The 23830-nt window shown below is 66.5% G+C and carries 20 protein-coding genes and 1 riboswitch; of the genes, 3 read left to right on the forward strand and 17 right to left on the reverse strand.

Going from position 1 to position 23830, the window contains the following annotated elements:
• Positions 1 to 80: 80 nt before the first annotated feature.
• Positions 81 to 1922, reverse strand: a complete 1842-nt coding sequence (locus tag DBO33_RS22660) for a type 1 periplasmic-binding domain-containing protein (protein ID WP_107656833.1) — start codon at positions 1920 to 1922, stop codon at positions 81 to 83.
• A gap of 186 nt (positions 1923 to 2108) precedes the next feature.
• The gene (locus tag DBO33_RS22665; protein WP_107656834.1) at positions 2109 to 3548 is read right to left on the reverse strand and encodes a pentapeptide repeat-containing protein; all 1440 of its coding nucleotides are present in this window, start codon (positions 3546 to 3548) and stop codon (positions 2109 to 2111) included.
• Between the two features lie 137 nt (positions 3549 to 3685).
• On the opposite strand from DBO33_RS22665, the gene DBO33_RS22670 reads away from it, so the two are divergent.
• Positions 3686 to 4147 carry a hypothetical protein gene (locus tag DBO33_RS22670; protein ID WP_107656835.1) on the forward strand — a complete coding sequence of 154 codons (462 nt, stop codon included), beginning with the start codon at positions 3686 to 3688 and terminating at the stop codon, positions 4145 to 4147.
• Positions 4148 to 4174: 27 nt separating this feature from the next.
• Here DBO33_RS22670 and pqqB read toward each other — a convergent pair whose 3' ends face one another.
• Genes pqqB through DBO33_RS44450 form a run of 5 tightly spaced genes read right to left on the reverse strand, consistent with a single transcriptional unit; the run spans position 4175 to position 7276 of the window.
• Complete coding sequence (gene pqqB / locus DBO33_RS22675; RefSeq protein WP_107656836.1) at positions 4175 to 5065, reverse strand: pyrroloquinoline quinone biosynthesis protein PqqB; 891 nt, start codon at positions 5063 to 5065, stop codon at positions 4175 to 4177.
• Positions 5062 to 6141, reverse strand: coding sequence for a pyrroloquinoline quinone biosynthesis protein PqqE (pqqE, locus tag DBO33_RS22680; RefSeq protein ID WP_107656837.1), 1080 nt, complete (start codon positions 6139 to 6141; stop codon positions 5062 to 5064). The genes pqqB and pqqE overlap by 4 nt, the downstream gene beginning before the upstream one ends.
• Positions 6134 to 6406 carry a pyrroloquinoline quinone biosynthesis peptide chaperone PqqD gene (gene pqqD, locus DBO33_RS22685; RefSeq protein WP_107656838.1) on the reverse strand — a complete coding sequence of 91 codons (273 nt, stop codon included), beginning with the start codon at positions 6404 to 6406 and terminating at the stop codon, positions 6134 to 6136. Before pqqD ends, pqqE begins: the two co-directional genes overlap by 8 nt.
• Positions 6387 to 7115: a pyrroloquinoline-quinone synthase PqqC gene (pqqC, locus tag DBO33_RS22690; protein WP_107656839.1), complete on the reverse strand. Its 729-nt coding sequence runs from the start codon at positions 7113 to 7115 to the stop codon at positions 6387 to 6389. Before pqqC ends, pqqD begins: the two co-directional genes overlap by 20 nt.
• Positions 7116 to 7150: 35 nt before the next feature.
• Positions 7151 to 7276 carry a hypothetical protein gene (locus DBO33_RS44450; protein ID WP_267897892.1) on the reverse strand — a complete coding sequence of 42 codons (126 nt, stop codon included), beginning with the start codon at positions 7274 to 7276 and terminating at the stop codon, positions 7151 to 7153.
• A gap of 298 nt (positions 7277 to 7574) precedes the next feature.
• Here DBO33_RS44450 and DBO33_RS22695 point away from each other — a divergent pair, with 298 nt between their 5' ends.
• Complete coding sequence (locus DBO33_RS22695; RefSeq protein WP_107656840.1) at positions 7575 to 9185, forward strand: outer membrane protein assembly factor BamB family protein; 1611 nt, start codon at positions 7575 to 7577, stop codon at positions 9183 to 9185.
• 15 nt (positions 9186 to 9200) lie between these two features.
• On the opposite strand, the gene pqqA is transcribed toward DBO33_RS22695, so the two are convergent.
• The gene (pqqA, locus tag DBO33_RS22700; RefSeq protein ID WP_107656841.1) at positions 9201 to 9317 is read right to left on the reverse strand and encodes a pyrroloquinoline quinone precursor peptide PqqA; all 117 of its coding nucleotides are present in this window, start codon (positions 9315 to 9317) and stop codon (positions 9201 to 9203) included.
• Between the two features lie 182 nt (positions 9318 to 9499).
• On the opposite strand from pqqA, the gene DBO33_RS22705 reads away from it, so the two are divergent.
• Positions 9500 to 10528, forward strand: a complete 1029-nt coding sequence (locus DBO33_RS22705; protein WP_228540602.1) for a PQQ-dependent sugar dehydrogenase — start codon at positions 9500 to 9502, stop codon at positions 10526 to 10528.
• A 1-nt stretch (position 10529) separates the two neighbouring features.
• Here DBO33_RS22705 and DBO33_RS22710 read toward each other — a convergent pair whose 3' ends face one another.
• The 9 genes from DBO33_RS22710 to DBO33_RS22750 all read right to left on the reverse strand — a co-directional run bounded on the left by DBO33_RS22710 (position 10530) and on the right by DBO33_RS22750 (position 23720).
• Positions 10530 to 11900, reverse strand: a complete 1371-nt coding sequence (locus DBO33_RS22710; protein WP_107656843.1) for an L-serine ammonia-lyase — start codon at positions 11898 to 11900, stop codon at positions 10530 to 10532.
• Entirely contained in the window at positions 11897 to 13192 is a 1296-nt protein-coding gene (locus DBO33_RS22715; RefSeq protein ID WP_107656844.1) for a serine hydroxymethyltransferase, read from the reverse strand. The genes DBO33_RS22710 and DBO33_RS22715 overlap by 4 nt, the downstream gene beginning before the upstream one ends.
• Before the next feature lie 41 nt (positions 13193 to 13233).
• A riboswitch (glycine riboswitch) is annotated at positions 13234 to 13328 on the reverse strand.
• A gap of 204 nt (positions 13329 to 13532) precedes the next feature.
• Positions 13533 to 14318 (reverse strand): IclR family transcriptional regulator, encoded by a 786-nt coding sequence (locus DBO33_RS22720; protein ID WP_107656845.1) that lies wholly within the window; start codon positions 14316 to 14318, stop codon positions 13533 to 13535.
• Positions 14319 to 14330: 12 nt separating this feature from the next.
• Positions 14331 to 15890, reverse strand: a complete 1560-nt coding sequence (locus DBO33_RS22725; protein ID WP_107656846.1) for a GMC family oxidoreductase — start codon at positions 15888 to 15890, stop codon at positions 14331 to 14333.
• Positions 15883 to 17412 (reverse strand): APC family permease, encoded by a 1530-nt coding sequence (locus DBO33_RS22730; protein WP_107656847.1) that lies wholly within the window; start codon positions 17410 to 17412, stop codon positions 15883 to 15885. Before DBO33_RS22730 ends, DBO33_RS22725 begins: the two co-directional genes overlap by 8 nt.
• Before the next feature lie 58 nt (positions 17413 to 17470).
• A complete protein-coding gene (locus DBO33_RS22735; RefSeq protein WP_107660511.1) occupies positions 17471 to 18952 on the reverse strand; it encodes an aldehyde dehydrogenase family protein in 1482 nt (493 codons plus the stop codon).
• A 5-nt stretch (positions 18953 to 18957) separates the two neighbouring features.
• Positions 18958 to 20127, reverse strand: coding sequence for an aromatic ring-hydroxylating oxygenase subunit alpha (locus DBO33_RS22740; RefSeq protein ID WP_107656848.1), 1170 nt, complete (start codon positions 20125 to 20127; stop codon positions 18958 to 18960).
• Positions 20108 to 21271 carry an N-methyl-L-tryptophan oxidase gene (gene solA, locus DBO33_RS22745; RefSeq protein WP_107656849.1) on the reverse strand — a complete coding sequence of 388 codons (1164 nt, stop codon included), beginning with the start codon at positions 21269 to 21271 and terminating at the stop codon, positions 20108 to 20110. Before solA ends, DBO33_RS22740 begins: the two co-directional genes overlap by 20 nt.
• Before the next feature lie 4 nt (positions 21272 to 21275).
• On the reverse strand, positions 21276 to 23720 hold the full coding sequence (locus DBO33_RS22750) for a GcvT family protein (protein WP_107656850.1): 2445 nt from the start codon (positions 23718 to 23720) through the stop codon (positions 21276 to 21278).
• Positions 23721 to 23830 lie beyond the last annotated feature (110 nt).

Genomic DNA, 23830 nt, shown 5'->3' on the forward strand with positions numbered 1-23830 from the left:
TCCCGAGAAAGAGTGCGGCAGATCGAACTAGCGAGCAACGCCGAGCAGCAGCTGCAACGCGGTGGCAGTAAGCACACTGCCTACCTGGGGAGGGTGACGATCTGAACGGGCGTCCCCAGCGGCGCGCCATTGCTGGTGGTGGTGAATTCGAAACTGCCGGAGCATCCGTCGATGGTGTAGTCGCCGTTGATGTTGCGCAGTTGGCCGAGCACGTCGCTGGTTCCCGGCATCCGGTTGGGCGTTGCGGCCAGGCGGATGGCTCGGGTTGCGGTGAGGGTGGCGTCGTGGACCAGGCAGGTGTAGGCGTCGGTGCCGTCGGCGCGGTAGCCCGCGTTGGCGAGGGCCTCGGTGTAGAGCTGCCAGCCCTCGGGCGGGGCGCCGCGGCCGATGGGCCAGTCCAAATGGACCACACCGGCGTAGATCACCTGCACGCCGGCTTGGCGCAGCTGGTCGGGATTTCGGTGGATCGCGGTCAACGCGGTCACTCCGGTCATGATCGTCAACGGCCGAGACCGGCAGGCGCGTTCTTTCAGCGAGTCGATGAACTCGCCCATGTCGGAGACGCGGCCGGCGAACAGAATGGTGTTGGCACCGGACGCACACACGTTGCGGGTGACACCGTCGAACATCTGCGGCCAGGTGTCGCTGGGAATGGTGACGCCGGTGAATCCCTGGTCGGGGATCTGCCCGATCCAGCGACCGAGCTTGTCGCGGAACACTTTCTGTAGCGCGGCGGCGTAGAGATCACCGCGGGTTTCGGCGTTCTGATCCCACACCACGATCGCCGGACCCAACTCCGGGTGGCTATCGAGATATCCGCTGAGATGGTCGACGAAAGTACTGGTGGCCGGGGTGACGCGCACCATGCCGGGGATGTTGTCGTAATTCAACTCGTCCGCGGTGGTGATGGCGCCGATGATCGGGATCTGTCTGCCGCTCAACGCTTTCGCCGCGTCCCGCGTGTCGGCCACACTGGTGCCCAGCGCGACGACGGCCGCGACCCGTTGGCGCGGGTCCTGGGCTCCTGCCAGCGAGATCAGTCGGTCGACCGGTGCCCGCCACTGGTTCTGGAAGCTGCCGTTGTTGGCCAGCAACAGCCGGATCGCGGGCCGGGGATCGCCGAAGGACCGCCCGCTGTTGACCCGATGCTGCGCGGCGGCGGCGCCGATGAGCATCTGCCGCATCTGGTCGCTGGAGAGCTGGCCCTCCTTCGGGCGACCACCCGGCGGACCGGTTTGCGTCGGCTGGGAGAGCGGGCCCAGCAGCGCGACGGTGAGATAGTCGCCGCTCACCAGCCTGTTCTGCGTGGCGATCTGCTCGACCACATCCGCCGATACCGGGTCGAATCCGGTGAACGCACCATCGGTCACGCCGATGCACTCCCCGTCCACCAAGGTCAGCCCCGCCTCGGCGCACGTGTCGTCCGCGGACCGGATCAACCACACCACGACCGCCGCGACCACCAAAACCAAAACCAACGCCAAAGCCGTAACCACGACGGCAGGGCCACGATGGTGGCGGACCCATTCCCTACCTCTGGCCAACCACGGCCCTCGGTCTCGGGACGCGACAGAGCCGGAGCGCTCCTCGCCTGAGGGCACCGGAATTTCCTGGGGCGGCGCGGGCGGTCTTGCAGCGGCGCTGCGCTGCTCCTCCCACCAAGCCAACTCGTTCTGCAGCTGCTGCCCGGCCAGCTCCGGTCGAGCGTGGTGCAGGCACGCGGTCACGATCGCCTTGGTTGTTTCCCGTTTCGGCAAGGGCTGACCGGACGTGATCGCCTGGCGCAACTCCTCCGCGCTGATGTGGGCTTCCTCGGCGAGGCGCGCCAGGCGCGTAGCGTCCGAAGCCGCTCCCGTGCGACCGACCAATTCCCGCAGTATCTCCTTGAACGCGGCGATCGGATCGGTATTCGGGGCGGTCACCGCAGTACCTGCACTCGCGTAGTCTCGATCATCGGCCCCCACCAACCTTCCCTGCCATGGTTCGAAAACCAACGCGCACATGCACGTTCGACGGCTACACCACCAACGTCCCCTTGCCCGTAGGAACATGATTCCCCACCCCGACGCACTCCCGCGTCGAAACAGCATCGATCGCTTCGGGCGGTGTCACCGCGCATTCACGGCGGGCGGCCAGTCGTGCGGCTCGATATTCCCTGGCTTCCCGGCACCGTCTTGGCCCCAATCGAACTCCGGCGGTGGCGGCCCCCACCGCTGCGGGTTGGTGAACTCGATTCGCTCCGAACCGAAGTCGACCGACACGAAACTAGTCGGGGCCGTGAAAACAAGGCGTGTGAAATCGGCCGGCCCCTGGAACGTCGCCGTGTGGAACGAGGTGTCGCCGCCGAACGTCGCCTCGTCGAAGGATGCTTTGGCGCCGAACGTCGCCTCGCGGAAGCCGGTACTGCCATTGAACGTCACCTTGTTGAACCAGGCACCACCCCGGAACGTCGCCTCGCCGAATCCGGTATCGGCACGGAACGTCGTCCCGTCGAACCTGGCGGTGCCACTGAACATCGCTCCGCTGAACCAGGCACGCCGGGCGAACGTCGCCGTGTGGAACCAGGCGTCGCCACCGAACATCGCCGTGTTGAACTGGGCGTCGCCGGTGAACGTCGCCGTGCCGAATCGGGCGGCGCCGACGAACGACGCCCCGATGAACCCTGCGTCGCCGCCGAAACTCGCCCCGTCGAACATGGCAGTGCCACTGAACGTGGCCCCGTTGAACCAGGTATCGCCGGTAAACGTCGCCCCATTGAACCCGTTGTCGGCATTGAACTTCGCCGTGTGGAACCACGTGTCGCCGCGGAACGTCGCCTCGTCGAATCGGGCGGCGCCGACGAAGACGGCTCCACTGAAATCGACGTTCTCCAGGTAAGCGGTCCGCAAATCGAAATGGCTTGCCGACCAGCTGTATTCGGCTTCCGGTCGGAGATGCTCGCCGATCACCCGGACGATGGTTTTGCGGACCTCACGGTCGTTCTGCCGGTACTCGAAGTGTTGTTCGTCCTCCGGACCCGACTCGTCGGCCGGCGGGTACTTGCGGATGTTCTTGGTCTGGTGGTTACCCCCGAGATCCGGAGTGTAGGGCAGGCGGAGGTAACCGCAGAGCACGTCGATGCATTGCTGCCGACGCAGGCCGTCGGTTTCGTCCGCGGCACCGGCCATCGCGTACACCCCCGCGATCCGGACCGCGACATCGGTCGCACCGAGTTGCGCGGCCGCAGCCCCGAATCGTTCGACGAACCGGCTCTGCTCGGCATCACGCTGGCGTCGGTAGGCGATCACCAAGGCGACAACACCACCGACCCCGGCGACGATGGTCAGTGCCACCTTGGTGATATCGAGCGGCGCGGCTTTCGCATCGCTGGTCGGGGTGTACCGATTCACCCCCTGGTAGGCCACGTAGGCGACAGCGACTCCCGCTACTAGCGCGGACATGATCGCCGGAAGCAACCCGAACCGCTCCGCCCGACGCCTGATCGCCCTGTTGCTCTTGCCGATCCGCGCCAGCAGTGCGGTCGACTTGTTGCGCACCCACCCGAACATCGCTCGATTGTGCTCGCAGCCGCGAAGTCTCGCACAGCACTCCACACTTCTCGCCGCGGTGAGTTGCGGTGTTCTCGCACCGTCAATGGTGCTGCGGGGCAACAATGGTGGCGTACGTGCGTTGATCGGGGGCGTCTGTGGAGTTGGTTTCTGGTGACAGCAGCGATGAGGAGAGACCGCGCGCGCAGAGGTTCAACATCCGTTTTCTTCGGCGTTGCGTAGGGCTGGCACTCGTGCTGTGGGCGGCGGCGCTGACACAGCCGCTGGCTGACTTCACCGACAGTGGCTGGGGAGTCATCCGGACCATCCAGGTTTACCCGTTCAAAAGTGGCGAAGCCCCGGGCGCGGCCAGCTTGGTCGTCTGTGGCGCCTTCCTTGCCATTGTCGGGGCGGGGGTCTCGGTAGGCACACTCTCGTCTCAGGACGGGATCATTCGGAAGTTCGGTGGCGTGCTGGCCTTCACTGTCTTCACCTGGTGTTTCTTCGGCGCAATTCTTTTCTTCAGCACGTTCACCGGCACGCTACTTGCGGGCATGTGGCTGATCCTTCTATCCATACTCATGCTGTTCGTGGCCGCATTGGAGGCGGGCATGGTCTAGTCAGCTGGGTCGTGCCGTGCGATCACCTCACACAGTGAGTTCGGCACCGTCGGGTAGGACTTCCACACCTGCTCGCGCTACCAGTTCGCTGGCGGCGGAGGTGGGTTCGAGGAGGGGGTTGGTGTTGTTGAGGTGGGTGTAGATTCGGCGCAATCCGGGGTGGTGGGTGAGGGCGGTTAGGGAGCCGGTGGGGCCGGCTATGGGGAGGTGGCCCATGAGGGATTGGCCGGCGTCGGGGTCCTGGGAGTGGACGGCCGAGCCGAGTTCTTGGGGGCTGAAGAAGGTGCCGTCCAGTAGTGCGCAGTCGGCGGAGGCGAGCAGGTTGTCCAAGGCGGCAGGCCAATTCGCCAGGCACGGCGCGTACACGAAGACGCCGCCGGTCACCGGGTCTTCGATGCGCAGGGCGGTCACCCAGTGGGTGGAGGGCGACGGCGTTGCGATGTATTTCGGTGCCTTGGCGCTGATCGGGTGGGCGACCACTCGGAGCCCACCGGCCAACTCGAAGCCGGGCACGGTGCTGTCCTGCCACTTCCATGGGCGGTAACGAGTGAGCAGGCCGCGCAGCGGCTGGAGGGCGTCGAGTACGACAGGGCTGGCGTAGACGGTCAGGTCGGCGGCTCCACGCAGGATGGCCAGCCCCATCGTGTGGTCCACCTCGGCGTCGGTGAGGAGCACGCCGCGCACGGGGGTTTCCCGCGGTCCCGGGCCGGGACGGAGGGCGGGCGTGGCGAGCAGTTGGGTGCGAATATCGGGGGAAGCGTTGAGCAGCCACCAATCTCGCGAGTTGCCGCTGATGGCGACGCACTCTTGACTGCGCGACGGTAGCTCGCCGTTACGGGCACTCAGGCAGAGGTCGCAGGCGCAGTCCCACTGCGGGAACCCACCGCCGGCAGCGGTACCGAGCAGGATCACCTTCACGGCGCCTGCGCCCGCATGGTGAAGGCCGTCGCCGCCTCGCTCAGTGCGGCGTCGACGAGCGGCCGGTCCGGGGACAGCCCGCACACCGGGTCGGTGGCCGCCGCGTCACCGGTGAACTGGAACGCTTGGCAACGGCAGCCGCCGAAATCGGTGAAGCGTTCGGGGCAGGAACGGCAGGGTTCGGGCATCCACGAGGTACCGCGAAAAGCGTTGAACGCCTTCGATAAATACCAGATCTCGGCCAGCGGTCGTTCGAGCACGTTCTCCATCGGCAGCGTGGAGATCACCGAAGCACCGGGGCACGGCAGTACATTCCCCTCGGGCGTGACGGTCAATTGCCGTCTCCCCCACCCATCCATGCACGGCTTCGGCCGGTCCGCGAAGTAGTCCGCGACCACGTACACCAGATCGGGCCCACCCGCGTATTTCTCCCGAGCCCGCTGCATCGCCTGTCGTGCATTGTCGAGCTGAATCGCGCTGGGCAGCAACGCTGCTCGATTACGCAGCCCCCATCCGTAGTACTGCGTGTTGGCCAACTCGATGCGATCCGCGCCGAGACCGACGGCAAGGTCGACGATCTGCTCGACCCGATCGATATTCCCCCGGTGCAGCACAACGTTCACGGTGAGTGGCAATCCTGCTCCTGTGATCGCCTCGGCCGCATCGAGTTTCAGCGCGTGCACCCGAGCCCCCGCGATCCGGTCGGCGGACTGCGGATCCGCGTCCTGCATCGAGAGCTGAACGTGGTCGACCCCGCGCTCCGCGAGCTGCCGCGCCCGCTCGGCGGTCAGTCCGACACCGCTGGTGACCAGGTTGACGTAGGCCCCGAGTTCCCGTGCATGCGCGACCAAGTCGGGCAGATCCCGCCGAGACAGCGGCTCACCACCGGAGAAGTGCATCTGCACCACGCCGAGCTCGCGGGCTTGGGTGAGCACATCGCACCACTGCGCGAAGGTCAATTCCCCAGCGCGCGAGACGAGTTCGACAGGATTCGAGCAGTAGGGGCAGTGCAGCGGGCAACGATGAGTCAGCTCGACCAGCATGCCGAGCGGCGCCTCGACCGACGTCTCAGTCATCCAGGGCCACCACTCGTCGCTGCGCGAGCCGCTGCAACAGCTCGGCAATGTCCTCGGCGCGAACACCGTCGTACTCCGCGCCGAGCCGCTGCACAATGCCATCAATGCTGTGCGTACCGTCGCAGAGCGCGAGCACCGCCGCAGCGGTGTCATTGAGGACTACTACCCCTTCGGGCAGCAACGCCAGCTCACCACGTACCGAATCACGGGTGAGCCGGACGCCCGGCCGCAGCCGCGGCAACGTGCTATCGGACAGCCCGGCCATCACCAGCCCCCGTGTGATAGTCGAGCGCATCGAGCACAGCGCTCAGCACATCGCATTTGAAGGCGAGCGCATCGACGCAAGCCTGCTGCTGCGCAAGGGTTTCGGCATGCCGGACCACCAGGTCGAGCAGCGAACGCCCCTCCGCCTCCACCATGTCGATGCGCGCGGTGAAGTACGCGAACCCCTCCTCCGCGATCCACGGATAGTGCTGCCGCATCCGACCCAGCCGGTAGCTCAGCAACCCGGGCGAGAACAGCTCGGTGAGCCCGGACGCCACCGCCTCCAACCACGGCCGGCGTCGAGCGAAGTCGAGATAGGCGTCCACCGCGAACCGCACCCCGGGCAAGACGAGTCGCTCCGAGACCACCTCGGCACGCTCGAGACCCACCGCCTCGGCCAGGTGCAGCCACTTCTCCGCGCCACCCGGGGAGCCGTCGGCCCCGTCGTGATAGACGATCCGCGGCAACCACTCCCGCCGCACCTCCGGCAGCGGGCAATTGGCGATGATCGCGGCATCCTTCTGCGGCAGGCAGCGCTGGTAGTACCAGCGATTCGCCACCCACAACCGCAGCTCGTCCTTGTCCAGCCGCCCGTGGTGCAAGCGTTCATGAAACGGATGCCGGTCCCAATACAGCGCCTCGAGCGCGTGCAGCGACTGCCGGAACTCGGCCTCGCTCCAGCGAGTCTCCGTGTCACAGGCCGTGGACATCCCGGTGCACCTTTACCCTTCGCGTCACCGCCGCGTCAGTCACGGCCGGCGTAGGCGGTAATTTCCAATGCGGTATCGAAGAAAGCGAAATCGGGACGGCGCCACACCTTCTTGCCCGTCTCGACCTTTTCGGTAGCGCGGTTCTCGACGATGGCCTGCATACGAATGCCTCCGTTTGTCAAAGGATGCGTGAATACAGCGAGCCGAACACTCTGGTTCGCGAGCGTAACACGCCCGGGCGCAAGCAAACGGCCCCACCACAACTGGGGAAATGCACCCCATAAGGGGTAGAGAGCTTTCAGCAGTCTCTGCATGATTGCTTTCGGTGCCGTAACCGAACCGATAGCCGAACGCGCACGCCAGTCATCCGAAACGTCATAACGGCGTGGGTAACATGCTTGACGCTCCTGTAATTCGTATGGCTTAGCAAACTCCTGAGTCCGGGCGAGGAGCCACCTCATGCACAAGGAAACAAACGCAACGCCCCGCCGACGCGGTTCGTATCTGCGCCTGCCCATCCTGGTGGTCGCCGCTGCCCTGCTGGTGACGGGCACCAGCTTCGGACAGTCCACCGCTGCCCAGGGTGACTGGTCGATGTGGCAATACGACCTCCAGGGTTCTCGGCACAACCCCCACGAGACCGCCATTACCCCGGCCACCGTCGGCTCGTTGCAACTGAAGTGGGCGTTCGCATTCCCCGAAACCATCGCCGCGTCCAGTCAGCCCGCGGTCGTGGACGGCACCGTCTACGTCGGTGGCCGCAACGGCACCTTCTACGCGTTGGACGCCGAAACCGGTGCGACCCGGTGGTCGTTCCAAGCCGAAACGCCGCTCGGCGGCAACCTGCCGACCTTCGGGCTGCGCAACGGGCCCGCGGTCGCGGACGGCCTGGTCTACTTCGGCGACAACTCCGCCAGGATGTGGGCCCTCGACGCGGCGACCGGCCAGCAGCGCTGGGTCCGCCAGTTGGATCCCCACCCGTTCGCCATCATCACCGGCTCCCCCTTGATATTCGACGGCCACCTCTACGTCGGTGTGTCCAGCCAGGAGCTGGGCCAGGCCACCAGCGACCACTACCCCTGCTGCACGTTCCGCGGCAGTGTCGTCGCACTCGACGCCGCAACCGGCGACGTGCAGTGGCAGTACTACACGATTCCGCAACCACAGCCGACCGGCGGCAAACCGAACTTCGCCCCCAGCGGTGCACCGGTCTGGTCGTCGCAGACGCTCGACGTGCAATCGCGCACCCTCTACTACACCTCCGGCAACCCCTACAGCGGCTATCCCGAAGGCGCGGAAGCGATCGGCGCACTGGACCTCGACACGGGGACGGCCCGATGGGTGCGACGCATGACGCCGGGTGACCCACCCTGGAACGGTCGCTGCGTGATACCGCCACCCGGCGGAAACTGCCCAGACCCCGGCCACGACTTCGACTTCGGTTCGCACCCGAACCTCTTCGAGATCAACGACCGCTTGGTCGTCGGCGCCGGCCAGAAGAGCGGCGTCTACCACCTACTCGACGCCACCACCGGTGAGATCATCTGGCAGACCCGGCTGTCCACACCGAAACCGATTCTGCCCGCCCCTGGCTCGGAATCGCTGCAAGGCATCCAATGGGGCGCAAGCTTTGACGGCAACCGTTTATATGTCGCGACCTATCAGGCGCAACCCGGCACGCTGTACGCGCTGAACCCGGCCACCGGCGAAATGATCTGGGCTACCCCGAATCCCACCGAGGGTTGCCTGATCAATGTGCCGCCGGTACCGATGTCCCCGCTGTGCCAGCTCGCCATGCCGAACGCCGTCACCACCACCCCCGGCCTGGTCTACGAGGGCAGCATGGACGGCAAGATGCGCGTCTTCTCGGCCGACACCGGCGCGATTCTCTGGCAATACAACACCGCGAAACCGTTCAAGACGGTGAACGGCGTGCCGGGCCTCGGCGGCGCCATCAACGGTCACGGCGCCGTCGTCGCGAACGGCATGGTGTTTACCAACTCCGGTTACGGACGCCAGATCACCACCGGCATGCCGGGCAATGTGCTGCTGGCCTTCGGCCTGCCGTAACCGCGCGGATTGATATCAGCTACGGCCCGCGTAGGCGGTGATTTCGAGGGCGGTATCGAAGAAGGCGAAATCGGGTCGATGCCAAGCCTTCTTGACTACCTCGAGAATGATGTTCTGGCCGCTGGCGTGCATGCGAATGCCTCCGATTGTCGCTCGAGAAAGGTTCGGACTTCATGAGCCTAAGACGCCGTACACCCGTTACCTTCCCCAGTCGTTCTCCAGTCGAGATGACCGCCGGGATGTGGCTCTACTTAGCTATGACTTCAACACTTCGAAGTGCGGCACATTATGCCGGCACCGCTGTGATCGCTGTAATGGCAAGTTTTTTCGTCGCGCTGCCCAGTTCCCTCGCGGGACCGGTCACCGCGGCAGGCACCCCGGACCTCAATGCCCCGCAGGAGGTGGGTCGGGACATCGACGCGCCGTGGGGTCTGACCTTCCTCCCGGACGGCGCCGCCCTGGTAGCCGAGCGCGATACCGGCGTGATCAAGCGCGTCGCACCCGGCACCACACCCACCCAGGTGTACCGGGTGCCCGGCGTGGTCGCGCGCGGCGAAGGCGGACTGCTCGGCCTCGCCGTCTCGCCGAAGTATGCCGAAAACGGGTACGTCTACGCCTATTTCACGGCCAGTGGCGATAACCGGATCGTGCGCTTCCGCCTGGACGGGCAACCGCAAGCGATCTTCACCGGAATCGCGAAGGCCAACATTCACAATGGCGGCCGCATCGCCTTCGGTCCCGACGGCATGCTCTATGTCGGAACCGGCGACGCCGGACAACGCAATAGGTCGCAGGATCCGGCCAGCCCCAACGGCAAAATTCTCCGACTGGATCCCGACGGCAAACCGGCACCGGGCAACCCCACGCCGAATTCACCGGTCTACTCCCTCGGCCACCGCAACGTGCAGGGTCTGGCGTGGGACGCCACCGGGCGGCTCTACGCCACCGAATTCGGGCAGGACACCTACGACGAGGTCAATCTGATCGAGGCGAAGCGCAACTACGGCTGGCCCGTCGTGGAAGGCAAGGGCGACACCCAGAACGGCCGCTACACCAACCCGCTCGTCACCTGGTCGACCAGTGAAGCCTCCCCCTCCGGCCTCGCGATCACCGCGAACACGTTGTACGTCGCCGCACTGCGCGGCCAGCGCCTCTGGACCATCCCGCAGCGCGCCGACGGCACTCTGGACCGGCCGGTAGCGCAGCTGCGCAGCAAGTACGGCCGGCTGCGCACCCCGGTGGTGGCACCGGACGGCGCGCTGTGGCTCACCACCTCCAACACCGACGGCCGCGGCACCGTCCGGGCGGGCGACGATCGAGTCATTCGGTTCCCGGCCCGCTAGCTCAGCACTCCACCACCGCTACCGCCAAACCGCCTCGCGAGGTCTCTTTGTACTTGTCGAGCATGTCCGCCCCGGTCGCCCGCATGGTCTGGATGACCTGGTCCAGCGAGACATGATGCATCCCGTCACCGCGGATCGCCATGCGAGCCGCGGTGATTGCTTTGACCGCCCCGATCCCGTTGCGCTCGATGCACGGGATCTGCACCAGTCCGCCGATGGGGTCGCAGGTGAGACCGAGGTTGTGCTCCATGCCGATCTCCGCGGCGTTCTCGATCTGCCGCGGCGTACCGCCCAGGACGGCGGCCAGTCCGGCGGCGGCCATCGCACAGGCCGAACCGACCTCACCCTGGCAGCCCACCTCGGCACCGGATATCGACGCGTTCTCCTTCATCAACTGACCGATCGCGCCCGCGGTGAGCAGGAATTCGACCACGCTGTCCGCGTCCGCGCCGGTGACGAACCGCTGAATGTAGTGCAGCACAGCGGGAATGATGCCCGCGGCACCGTTGGTCGGCGCGGTCACCACCCGGCCGCCCGCGGCGTTCTCCTCGTTGACCGCCATCGCATACAGCGTCACCCACTCCATCGCGCGTAGCGGGTCGTTGTCCTCCGCTTCGGCGCCGAGCCGCTCGAACAGGTTCGCCGCGCGCCGCCGCACTCGCAGCGTGCCCGGCAGCACCCCGCCCGTCGACATGCCGCGCGCCACACAGCGTTGCATGACCTCCCAGATGTCGAGCAGTTCCGATCGCACCTGATCCGCACTGCGCGAGGACATTTCGTTGGCCAGCACCACCGCACTGATCGACAACCCGGTGGCGTCGGTGATCGCGAGTAGCTCGTCCGCCGAGCGGAAGGGATAGGGGACGGTGACCGGCGCCTCGACCGTACGCCCGTCGATCTCGTCCTCGTCGAGGACAAAACCACCACCGACGGAGTAATACCGGCGCTCGAGCAGCACCCGCCCCGTCGCGTCACGCGCGGTGAAAAGCATGCCGTTGGTGTGGAAGGCCAACCGCGTCAGCCCGAGCAACTCGACATCCTCGTCCACGGCGAACGCGATCGAGTGCACACCGCCCAGATACAGCTGGCCGGTGGCGCGGGCCGTGGCCACGGTGGCGCGCATGGCGTCCGGGTCGACGGTCTCCGGTTGCGCACCCGCCAGTCCGGCCACGATCGCCTCGACACTGCCGTGACCACGCCCCGTCGCCCCGAGCGACCCATACAACTCGACCCGCAGCGCAGCCGTCTCGTGCAGCACGCTGAGGTCTTTCAATCGCTCCACGAACGCGGCCGCGGCACGCATCGGCCCGACCGTGTGCGAGCTCGACGGACCGACACCGACCCGGAACAGGTCAAAAACGCTGATGGTCACGCCGGATTCCGCATTCCGACGTACAGCGGGAACTGCTGCGCCAAGGCGTCCACCCGCTTGGTGAGCGCCGCCGAGGCTTCGCCGGTACACAGCGCCGTCGCGATGATGTCGGCGACCTCGGTGAACGCCGCGATATCGAAGCCACGCGCGGCCAGCGCCGGGGTACCGATCCGCAGTCCCGAACTGATCATCGGCGGTCGCGGATCGAACGGAATGGCGTTGCGGTTCACCGTGATTCCCAGCCGCTGCAACAGATCCTCGCCCTGCTTACCGTCCAGCGCGGCCTCGCGCAGATCGACGAGCACCAGGTGCACATCGGTTCCGCCGCTGACCACGCCGATACCGGCGGCCCGGCAGTCCTCGGCCAGTAGCCGCTCGGCGAGCAGCCGGGCACCCGCGAGGGTCCGCTCCTGCCGTTCGCGGAACGCAGGCTCGGCCGCCATCTTGAAGGCCACCGCCTTGGCCGCGATCACATGCTCGAGCGGTCCGCCCTGCTGGCCGGGGAACACCGCCGAATCCAGCTTCTTGCCCAATTCCGGTGTGGCGAGCACGAATCCACCGCGCGGCCCGCCCAGCGTCTTGTGCGTGGTCGAGGTGACGACGTGCGCGTGCGGCACCGGCGAGGGATGCAGCCCGGCCGCGACGAGACCGGCGAAGTGCGCCATGTCGACCATCAGGTAGGCGCCCACCTGGTCGGCGATGCGCCGGAATTTGGCGAAGTCCAGCTGCCGCGGATAGGCGGACCAGCCCGCGATGATCAGTTTCGGCTGATGCTCTTCGGCCAGGCGCGCCACCTCGGCCATGTCGACCAGCTGATCCTCGGCCCGAACATGGTATGCGGCAACGTCGTACAGCCGCCCGGAGAAGTTGATCTTCATGCCGTGCGTGAGGTGACCACCGTGATCCAGCGCCAAGCCGAGAATGCTGTCACCGGGCCGCAGCAGCGCGTGCATCACCGCGGCGTTCGCCTGTGCACCCGAATGTGGTTGCACGTTCGCGTATTCGGCGCCGAACAGTGCGCGCAGCCGCGTGAGGGCCAGCGACTCGATCTCATCGATGTGCTCGCAGCCGCCGTAGTAGCGGCGTCCCGGATAGCCCTCGGCGTACTTGTTGGTCAGCACAGTGCCCTGGGCCTGCATCACCGCGAGCGGTGCGTAGTTCTCCGACGCGATCATTTCCAGCCCGCGCTGCTGGCGGTCGGTCTCCCGATCGACCATGGCGGCGACCACCGGGTCGAATTCGCGCAGGGAGACATCGAGTGGGGTGCGGAGATCGGCGGCGGGATCTGCCATGGGGAGCCTTTCGTCGACGCGTGCGCGCGCGTAAGTGTGGCTCCTCCCGCTCTGTCCTAGGGCCTGAGAGATTCACGCGTTACGCGTTTGCCCCGTCGGCGAGTGCCTCGATGCACTACTTTTCAGAGTTGCCTGATGCGCGGCGGTACTGGGCCTGAGAGTTTCCCGGGAGGTGTTGCTCCTTCGGCTCTCCATCGAACTGGATGGAGATCTCCCGCTGCGTGTGCGGCGAATATTCAGTTGTTGCATATAGCGCAACAACTGCGCAATACGGCACTCAGTATTGTCGGCGGCCGCGCGCGTTGTCAATGGCGAACCCCGGCCGCACGAGCCCGGCCGGTCAGCCGAAGTAGCCGAGCCGCCGGCTGATGTCCGCGGCGCTCGCGATCGCCAGTTCCGCCATCGGCGCGAAGCGGTCCGGACCGAGCCGATACGACGGCCCCGAAACGCTCAGTGCCGCGACGATCGCGCCGTTGCTGTCGAAGACGGGAGCGGCGACGGCGTTCAGCCCGATCTCCAATTCCTCACGCACGCTTGCCCACCCGTTCTCCCGCACCGCCACGAGCTGGGCGGCCAGGTCGGCGACCTTGGTCAGCGTGTTGACGGTGTAGCCCTCCAGCTTCGGGCCCACCTGCTTGCGCAGCGCCGCCGGTGCGAGTCCGGACAGCAGCACCTTGCCGCTCGACGTGGCGTGCGCCGGACAGCTCTGCCCGACCCAGGACCGCAGGGCGATCGAGCCGGTACCCGCCGCCTCGACGATATTGATGATCCGATTCCCGTCCAGCACAGCGATATTGGTGGTCTCGCCGGTTTCGGCCGCCAGCGCGTTGCACGCGCCCTGGCTCTGCCCGACGAGATCGACCTGCGCACTGGTGGATCCGGCCAAACGGACAATGGAGAAACCCAGCCGGTACTTGCCGCGGTCGGAGAGCTGCTCGACGTAACCCCGTGATTCCAGCACGGCGACCAGCCGGGAAACGGTAGATTTGTGCACACCCAGTTCGGCGGCGATCTCCGTGACGCCGGCCTGCCCCAGCTTGGCGATGATCTCCATCACCAGCAGCGCGCGGTCGACCGACTGCACCGCAGCGGCCCGACCTGTGTCCTCACCATCCTGTTTCGCCATGACGCCGTCATTCTAGGCTGATCCCCTGATCAGGTCCGCGCACTTCTCCGCCATGGCCATGACCGTGATGTTCGGGTTCACCGCGGGCAGTTTCGGCATCGCGGACGCGTCGACCACCCGCAGCCGCGACACCCCCTTCACCCGCAGCTCCGGATCGAGCACCGCCAGCGGATCCTCGGGCGCACCCATCCGCGCGGTGGCGGCCGGGTGGTAGACGGTGTTGTGGGTGGCGTGGATGTAGCTCAGCAGTTCGTCGTCGGTGGTCGCGTCCGGTCCGGGTGCGAGTTCCGCGGCGACCCACTCGCGCAGCGGCGACTGCTCGGCGATCTTGCGGGCCAGCCGAACTCCCGCGAGCATGACCTTTTCGTCGTGGCCGTCCGGATCGGTGAAATATCGCGGGTCGACTTTCGGCCTGTCCCGGAAGTCGCGGGTACGAAGCCGAACGGTGCCGCGCGAGAGTCCCTGAGTCACGTTGGGGGTCAGGCAGAAACCGTTGTCGGTCGTCGGGTAACCGTGGCGCAGGGTGTTCATATCGAACGGCACGCTGCCGTAGTGCATCATCACGTCCGGCAGGCGCAACGCCTCGTCGGTGGTCGCGAAGAGCCCGATCTCCCACCACTGCGTCGAGGTCGCCACCATCGGCTCGGCGGCGTCCCAGAACACCAGCCCCTCCACATGGTCGTCCAGATTCGCGCCGACCCCCGGCGCGTCGACCAGCACCGGAACACCGATCTCCCGCAGATGATCGGCGGGCCCGATACCGGACAGCATCAACAACTTAGGGGTATCGATGGCACCCGCGGTGACGACGACCTCACGCCGGGCCGAGACGGTGTCGTAGCCGGTGAGGTCGGGCCGTTGATAGCGCACGCCGGTCGCGCCGCGGGCTTCGTCGAAGAGGATCTCGCTGACCCGGCAGCCGGTGCGCACCACCAGATTCGGGCGCGAGTTCAGCACCGGATGCAGGTATGCGTGCGATGTCGACATGCGCGTGCCGTCCTCGGCCGCGTTGATCTGGAACCAGCCCGCCCCGTTGCGCACGGTGGCACCCCGGTTGAATTGCACCGTCGGCAAACCCACCGCCGCAGCCGCCTCGAGTACCGCCAGGCCGCACGGGTCGACGGGCGGAACATCGCGCAACCGAACAGGTCCGGTGCGCCCGTGCTGCTCGCCGGGCGCGTCGTTGTTCTCCAGTCGCGTGACGTAGGGCAGCACCTCGGCCGCGCTCCAGCCCTTCGCGCCGAGGGCGGCCCACTCGTCCAGGTTCTCCGCGGGCGGCCAGAAGGAGATACAGGAGTTGTGCGAGGAACATCCGCCGAGCACCTTCGCGCGGGCATGGCGCAGATAGCTGTTGCCGCGTTCCTGCGGTTCGATCAGGTAGTCCCAGTCGTAGCCGGAATCGAGCAGGTGCATCCAGCGGGTGAGTTCGAGAACCGCGCGATCATCGACATCGGACGGGCCCGCCTCGAGCAGGCACACCGACACGTCCGGATCCTCGCTGAGCCGGGCGGCGAGCACACACCCGGCGGTCCCGCCGCCCGCGATCACGTAGTCGAACACCGTGTCAGCCATCGGCGCGCACCTCCGCGGCGTGCGAGGCCAGCGTGCCGATTCGATTGCGCCCCTTCACCGCGTACCACAGCAGGCCGGAGCCGAGGATCAGCCCGATGTAGACGAAGGCGCCCCAGGTGTTGTACCAGGGGCTGCCGTACACCCCGGGGCGCGGCCAGGCCAGGTTGAGCGCCATGCCGACGCCCCACACCACCGCGAAGATATTGACGAGCATGCCCCACCGTCCCATCGTGAAGTAGCCGCCTTCGGCCAGTTCCTTCGGCGGCCACTGCCCTTGCAGCCGCTTCTTCAGCATCGGCCCGGTCACCATCAGGTAGGCCAGGTAGATCATGATGATCGCGATCGATGTCAGCACCGTGAAGATCTTGGGCTGGCCGACATTGACCACCAGGATGAGCGCGGCGAGCACGCCGATCAGAATGGCCGGAATCACCGGCGTCTGGGTCTTGGGATGCACCCGCGCGAGCTTCTCGCCGAACGGCAGCGCGTTGTCCCTGGCCATCGCGAAGGACAACCGGATAGCGGCGGTGTGCACGGCCAGCGAACACACCGTCACCGCGATCACGATGCAGCACAGGAAGATCGTGCCGAGCGGACCCCACATCACCTGTTCGACAATGTATTGCAGGCCGCCGCTGGAGCTGCCGATCTGCGGATCGTCGAGATCGGGCGCCGCCATCACGGCGAAGGCCAGGATGCCCCCGCCGATGACGAACGAGGCCAGCACGGCGCGCAGGATGGCCTTCGGCGCGGTGCGCCGCGGCTCGACCGTCTCCTCACCGAGCGAACTCGCTGTGTCGAAGCCATACATCACGTAGCCGGAGGCGAGCGAGGCCACCAGGAACGCGCCGAGATAACCGCCGGACTCCCCCGCGCCGTAACCGTGGGTCGAGAAGAACACCTGCGGACCACGAGTCGCGTTGGCCGCCAAGATGATCACGATCAGCACCGCCGCGATGAGCTCGATGAATACGCCCGAGCTGTTGATCCGCGCCATCAGCCGCACGCCGAGCGCGTTGATCGTGGTGGTGAATACGATCATGACGGTGCCGAGCAGCACCGCGTTGGTGGCGTAGTCGTGCTCGCCGGTCCCGTCGCCGATGATCTGGAAGCCGCTCCACAGCCGCGGCAAGTTCAGCTGCAGCGCGAGCACCACGGCGGCCAGCGTCACGATCGAGGCGGTCAGCATCAGCCAGCCCGACGACCAGCCGACGATTCTGCTGCCCAGCGACTTGGACCAGTTGTAGACCGACCCGGCGACCGGATAACGCGCCGCGAGTTCCATGAAGCACAACGCGACAGCCAACTGACCGACGAAAACTAGCGGCCACGACCACAGATACGCCGGTCCGGCGCTGCCGAATCCGAAATAGAACAGCTGGAATGTGCCGGTGAGGATGGAGATATAGCTGACCCCGGCCGCGAAGCTGGCGAATTTTCCGATGCTGCGGTCGAGGGATTCCTTGTAGCCGAAATCCGCCATGCCGGTACCGTCGGGCACCCCGCGCTCTGTGACTACCATCGTTACTCTTTCGCGGTAATGGCCGATACGGGCTGTCCGGCCGACAATGAAACTACGATCAGACGCCCTTGAACCACTCCGCAGGCTTCGGTGCCGTGTTGTGCCAAATATGTTTGATTTCTTGGTATTCGGCCAATCCGGTCGGGCCCAGTTCGCGGCCGTTACCGGATCTCTTGAACCCGCCCCATTCCGCGCCTGCGGTGTAATAGCCGAAGTCGTTGAGCCACACCGTGCCGTGGCGCAGTGCGCGCACCACTCGCTCGCCGCGGGCCGCATCCGAGGTGCGAACCCCCGCTGCGAGACCGTATTCGGTGTCGTTGCCGAGCCGGATCGCCTCGGCCTCGGTGCTGAATCGCTCGACCGTCAGGATCGGGCCGAAGGTCTCTTCCTGCACCAGCCGCATCGACCGGTCGCAGCGGTCGAAGATGGTCGGCAGGTAGAAACTGCCGTCGCGCAGGGCGGGGTCGTCGGGCCTGGCACCGCCGGTCACCAGCTTCGCGCCCTCCGAAATACCCAGCGCGACATAGGCTTCCACCTTCGCACGGTGTTCCTCGGAGACCAGCGGGCCGGTCTCGCTGGCCGGGTCGAGGCCGGGGCCGACCCGGATGCGCTCGGCCCTGGTCGCCAGTTCCGCGACGAAGTCGTCGGCGATGGACTCCTCGATGATCAACCGGGTACCCGCCGAGCAGACCTGCCCGGAATGCAGGAACACCCCGGTCAGCACGTGGTCGACGGCGCTGTTCCACTCGGCGTCCGCGAAGATGATGTGCGGGTTCTTGCCGCCGAGTTCCACCGCCACCTTGGTGACGTGCTCGGCGGCGACCCGGCTGATCGTCCGGCCGGTGGCGAGCCCGCCGGTGAACGAGATGAAATCGACCTCCGGATTGTCGGTCAACGCCGTGCCGAGAACCGCGCCGCTGCCCTGCACCAGGTTCAACACCCCGGCGGGAACACCCGCCTCCTCGGTGAGTCGCGCGAACTCGATCGTGCTCAGCGGCGTGACCTCGCTCGGCTTGAGCACCATCGTGCAGCCCGCCGCGAGCGCGGGCGCGACCTTCCACGACATCTGCAGCAGCGGATAGTTCCACGGCGCGATCAGCACGCACACCCCGATCGGCTCGCGCACCACCCGGCTGATCACCGCCGGATCGCCCACGTCGACCTGCCGGTCCGACTGCACCCCGACCAAGCCCGCGTAGTAGCGGAACACCGAGATCACGTCATCGATGTCGATCCGGCTCTCTACCAGCGTCTTCCCGGTGTCCGCCGTCTCCAGCCGCGCCAGCCGCTCCTTGTCGCGGGCCAGCAGGTCGGCGATCCGCAGCAGCAGCGCCACCCGATCGATGACCGGCGTCGCGGCCCAGCTCCCCTCGTCGAAGGCGACCCGGGCGGCGGCGACGGCGCCGCGCGCGTCCTGCGGCGTCGCCTCGTCCACCGTGGCCACGACCGCGCCGTTGGCCGGGTCAGTGATCTGGCGCAGGCCGCCGTCCGCGGCGTGCGTCCATCGACCGCCGATGAGTAGATCCGGGTCGCCATTCATCACATTCACCTCACGTCACCGATTCGACAGGACAACCATTCGTGGAACTCCGCGATGTGGTGCTCGGCGGGCACGAGCACCCCGCCCTTACGGTAGGCGCGGGAGGACATGGTCGGTTGTGTTCGCGCACACGCCGCGAAGTCTTGCTCGTTGACCCGGTGGAACAATTCGACCGAACGGGACACATCCCGTCCCGAGGCGACCACATCTTTGGTATACAACCAATCACACTCGACGATAGTGCGGTCTGCCGACACGGGGAACATCCGGTGAAAAATGATGTGATCCGGGACCAGATTGACAAAAACCGTCGGCCGGATGGTTATCGCGAAGTAACGACGGTCCTGTTCGGGAGTTACTCCTGGTAGCCGGTCGAAACCCGGTGAGCCGTCGACGGTGAATCCGGCGATATCGGGTCCGAATTCGGCGCCGTGGCCGACGAACACCTGTGCGGCCAGGCCCTGGGCGAATTCGGGCAGCACCTCGGTGAGTTCGGGGTGGATGGTCGCGCAGTGGTAGCACTCCATGAAGTTCTCCACGATGAGCTTCCAGTTCGCCGCGACGTCGTAGACCACCCGGCGGCCCACTTCCAGCGTGTCGATCTCGTAGGCGTCGATCGCGGCCGGGTCGCCGAGGCGTTCGGTGACCGCGCCCATCACGTCGTGCTCGAACGACGGGGGCTCGTCGGCCAGGCAGACCCAGGCGTAGCCGAGCCATTCGCGCAGTGCGACCGGGACGAGTCCGTAGGCGACCCGATCGATGTCGGCGCCGGTGGCGTCCTTCAGCGCCCCCATGTTCGGCGCGGCGACCAAGGTGCCGTCGAGTGCGTAGGTCCACGCGTGATACGGGCACTGCAGGTTGCGGCGTACCTGTCCGGTGTCCTCGGTGCACAGCATCGCGCCGCGGTGGCGGCAGATGTTCAGGAAGGCGCGCAACTTTTCGTCGCGGCCGCGCACGATCAGGACGCTCTCGCGGCCGACCTGCACTCGCTTGAACTGTCCGGGCATCGGGATATCGCGGGATCGGATGGCGCAGAACCACATTCGTTCGAAGAGCTGCTCCTGCTCGGCCGCGAAGACGCCGTCGTCGACGTACCACTTGCCACCCAGGGTCGGGATCAGCGCCGGCGGCGCATGCGTCGCCCCGCCAGAATTGTTATGCGAGGTTGTTTCCACTGGTCACCAACCTTTGCGGGTCGAAAAGTGTGATGGGGTGCGCGGTCTTCGCGTCGATGACCAGGTCGGCCAGGATCTCGCCCACCACCGGGACGAATTTGAAGCCGTGGCCGGAGAAGCCGCAGGCGATGGTGACGCGGGTACCACCGGGATGGCGGGCGATCACGAAATGCTGATCGGGGGTGTTGGAGTACATGCAGGTCGCCGTGTGGACGCACGGACCGGAGACGGCCGGAACCAGGGCGGCGACGCGGTCACGCATCTCCGCGATCTCGTGTGGGTGCACCACACGGTCGATGGTGTCCGGCGTGCAGACGATGCCCTTGCGGAAGAACGCCGTCTTGACCCCGCCGGTCGGTCCATCGATGGCCGGAAAGCCGTAGATCTGCGTGCCGGAGTCGTCCTCGGCGATGTAGATCGGCTGGTCTTCGAACGCACCGGTCCCGCCGGCCGGATCGAACCAGTAGAGCACCTGACGTTCGATGGTGATCGGAATACCGAAGTCCGCCAGCAACTGTGGCGCCCACGCGCCGGGGCAGACGACGAGCTGATCGGCGTGGTAGGTAGCTCTGGCCGTGGTCACCGTTACGCCGGAATCGGTTTCGGCCCAGCGCAGCCCCTCTTCGCCGAACGACGGGGTCGCGCCCGCACGCGGGGCCAGGTCGATGTGTGCTTGCACGGTCAGCTCGGGGGGGGCGACCCCGCCGTTGGGTTCGTACACCGCGATGTCGTCAGGCGCGGGCGTGAAATGCGGGAAGCGCCGCCGGATCTCGGCGGACTCCAAAACCTGGTGTGGCAGCGACCATTCGCGGCTCGCCCGCAGGCTGCCGGCGACCGTCAGGCTGTCGGGCGGGCCGAGATACAGGCCGCCGGTGCGTCTGATGACTTCGCGGTCGGCGTCGGTGGCCAGCTGCTCCCAGAGTTCGTAGGCGCGCAGCAGCAGCGGAACATACGCGGGGTCTTCGAAATAGGACTGCCGGATGATGCGGGAACCGCCGTGGCTGGAGCCTCGGTCGTGCGCGGGCGTGAACCTTTCCAGCCCGAGTACCCGCTGACCGCGAGTCGCGAGGTGATAGGCGGCGGCGCTGCCCATGCCGCCGACGCCGATCACGATCACGTCGTAACCCTGTGTGGCCGTGGTCATGTCGCTACCTCTTGATCCTGGACATCTCGGGATCCACCACCGGCTCGGCGTGCACCGTCGCCGGGTAGCGGAAGCCGAGATAGTCGACCTCGACGGTGTCGCCCACGGCGACCGCCGCGGGCAGCCAGGCATAGGCGATGCAGCGGCCGAGGGTGGCCGAGTAGCCGGCGCTGGTCACGTAGCCCGCGCACGAGCCGTCCAGATAAACCGGTTCCTTGCCGAGGACGATCGCCGAGGGGCTCTCGATGACAATGCTGCGCAGCAGCTTTGCCGGTGCAGCGGCCTGTTCCAGGGCGCTCTTGCCGATGAAGTCGGGCTTGGTCATCCGCACCGCGAAGTCGAGACCCGCGGCGGCGGGCAGGTGCTCGGCGGTCATGTCGGTTCCCCAACTGCGGTAGCCCTTTTCGATACGCAGGCTGTTGAACGCGATCCGGCCTGCCGCGATGACCTCGTGTGCGGCGCCTGCCGCCCACAGCAGGTCCCAGAGTGCGTTGCCGTATTCGGCGGTCGCGTAGATCTCCCAGCCGAGCTCGCCGACGTAGGAGACGCGCAGCATGGTGACCGGGATGGCGCCGAGATGGGTGTGCAGGGCCCGGAAATACTTGAACGACTGGTGTGCCAGATCGCCCGAGCACAAGGGCTGCACCAGGTCTCGCGCGTTCGGGCCCCACACGCCGATACAGCAGGTGCCGCCGGTGATGTCGCGCAGCAGCACCGACCCGTCGGCAGGCAGGTGCCTGCTGAACCAGTCGAAGTCCAGCGGACCGTTGGCGCCCACCTGGAACCGCTGCGGACCGAGCCGGGCGACAGTCAGATCGCTGCGGATACCGCCGGTCTGGTCGAGCAGCAGCGTATAGGTCACCGAGCCGACACTCTTGTCCAGATTGTTCGTGGTGAGCCGCTGGAGCAGGTCCAGCGCGCCGGGACCGGCGACCTCGTATCGGGTCAGCGGGGTCATATCGAACATCGCGACCCGCTCCCTGGTCCAGTGCGCCTCGGCGATGGCGATCGGCGACCAGAACTTGCTCGACCATGCGTCGCGGTCCGGGAACGGCAGCCCGTCGGCGCGAAGTCGCTGCGCCAGTGCGGCATTGGCTTCGTACCAGGCGGGGCGCTCCCAGCCGCCGCCCTCGAAGAAGAACGCACCCAGTTCCTGCTGGCGACCGTAGAACGGGCTGGTCCGCAGGCCGCGGAGCGCCGTCCGATACTGGTGCGGATGGATGATGTCGTAGACCTCGACGAAGGCCTGCGAGCTGGTCTGCATGATGAATTGGTCGCTCCGCGCGACGTCCTCGAAACGATAGAGATCGCACTCGTGCACGTCGGTGCCCGGCGCGCCGTCGATGATCCATTCCGCCGTCGCCTTGGCCACGCCGGCCGAATGGGTGACCCATACGGCCTCGGCGACCCAGAATCCCGCGAGGTCACGGTGCTCACCCATGATCGAAAAGCCGTCGGGAGTAAAGGAAAATATCCCGTTGAAGCCTTCTTCGGGTTTCGAATCACCGAGCGCGGGGAGCAATTTCATCGATTCCCGCCAGGCGGGCGCGAAATCGGCCTCGGTGAAGGGCAGCATCGAGGGCATTGGCTCGCCGGCGGTGGCCGATTCCAGCGTGCACATATCCACCGGCATCGGGGCGTGGCCGTAGTAGCCGATGCCCATGCGGTCGCCGTGTTCGCGAAAATACAAATCTTGATCTTGATGACGCAGGATCGGCAAGCTGGCGGCCCGGCGGTGGTCGGCCAGTGCGGCCAGCGGTCCGGTTTTGGCGTATTGGTGGGCCATCGGCACCAGCGGCACGACGAGGCCGACCTTTCGCGCCAGCTCCGCACCCCAGAACCCCGCCGCGCAGACGACGATGTCCGCGGCGAGCACGCCTTCGGCGGTTTGCACGCCTACGACTCGGCCGCCACTTTCGGCGATGCCGAACACCTCCTGGTTCGGCAGGAACCGCGCGCCACGACCGGTCGCCGCCCGAGCCTGCGCCGCCGCGGCATTCAGCGCATTCGCCAAACCATCTGCCGGAGTGTGGAATCCACCGATAATCTGGTCGATATCGAGCAGTGGATACAGGGCCGCGCATTCGGACGCATCCAGCAGGCGCCCCTCGATCCCCCACGACTGCGCCCAGCCTGCTTTGCGGTGCAGGTCGCGCCAGCGGTCCGGGGTCGTCGCCACCTCGAGGCCACCGACCGGGTCGAAGGCTCGCCCGTCCGAATGGTCGAGCGCACCGAACTTTTCGGTGGTGTACCGGGCGAACTCGGTCATCGTCTTGGACGGATTGGTCTGGAACACCAAACCCGGTGCATGCGAAGTGGATCCACCGGTGCGGAAGAGGGGTCCCCGGTCCAGCACGGTGATATCGGACCAACCGCGGGCGGTCATTTCGTCGGCGAGAGATGTCCCGACTATCCCGGCTCCGATGATGACAACTTTCGGGTTAGCCACAGGGTGCCTCCGGTGTTGCTTGTTGCGCAACGAATTCTTATTACGCAACAAATAGTCCGCCTGCCGAGGCGCGCTGTCAACCGCTGGAAACCTGTTGTTCACACGGCGAT

The organism is Nocardia suismassiliense (assembly GCF_900269665.1).
Classification (GTDB): Bacteria; Actinomycetota; Actinomycetes; order Mycobacteriales; family Mycobacteriaceae; genus Nocardia; species Nocardia suismassiliense.

Coding starts and splice junctions, on each gene's coding strand:
- DBO33_RS22665 (WP_107656834.1), bottom strand. CDS start 3,548: ATGTTCGGGTGGGTGCGCAACAAGTCGACCGCACTGCTGGCGCGGATC.
- pqqE (WP_107656837.1), bottom strand. CDS start 6,141: ATGACTGAGACGTCGGTCGAGGCGCCGCTCGGCATGCTGGTCGAGCTG.
- pqqD (WP_107656838.1), bottom strand. CDS start 6,406: ATGGCCGGGCTGTCCGATAGCACGTTGCCGCGGCTGCGGCCGGGCGTC.
- pqqC (WP_107656839.1), bottom strand. CDS start 7,115: ATGTCCACGGCCTGTGACACGGAGACTCGCTGGAGCGAGGCCGAGTTC.
- DBO33_RS44450 (WP_267897892.1), bottom strand. CDS start 7,276: ATGCAGGCCATCGTCGAGAACCGCGCTACCGAAAAGGTCGAGACGGGC.
- DBO33_RS22695 (WP_107656840.1), top strand. CDS start 7,575: ATGCACAAGGAAACAAACGCAACGCCCCGCCGACGCGGTTCGTATCTG.
- pqqA (WP_107656841.1), bottom strand. CDS start 9,317: ATGCACGCCAGCGGCCAGAACATCATTCTCGAGGTAGTCAAGAAGGCT.
- DBO33_RS22705 (WP_228540602.1), top strand. CDS start 9,500: ATGGCAAGTTTTTTCGTCGCGCTGCCCAGTTCCCTCGCGGGACCGGTC.
- DBO33_RS22715 (WP_107656844.1), bottom strand. CDS start 13,192: ATGGCAGATCCCGCCGCCGATCTCCGCACCCCACTCGATGTCTCCCTG.
- DBO33_RS22720 (WP_107656845.1), bottom strand. CDS start 14,318: ATGGCGAAACAGGATGGTGAGGACACAGGTCGGGCCGCTGCGGTGCAG.
- DBO33_RS22725 (WP_107656846.1), bottom strand. CDS start 15,890: ATGGCTGACACGGTGTTCGACTACGTGATCGCGGGCGGCGGGACCGCC.
- DBO33_RS22730 (WP_107656847.1), bottom strand. CDS start 17,412: ATGGTAGTCACAGAGCGCGGGGTGCCCGACGGTACCGGCATGGCGGAT.
- DBO33_RS22735 (WP_107660511.1), bottom strand. CDS start 18,952: ATGAATGGCGACCCGGATCTACTCATCGGCGGTCGATGGACGCACGCC.
- solA (WP_107656849.1), bottom strand. CDS start 21,271: ATGACCACGGCCACACAGGGTTACGACGTGATCGTGATCGGCGTCGGC.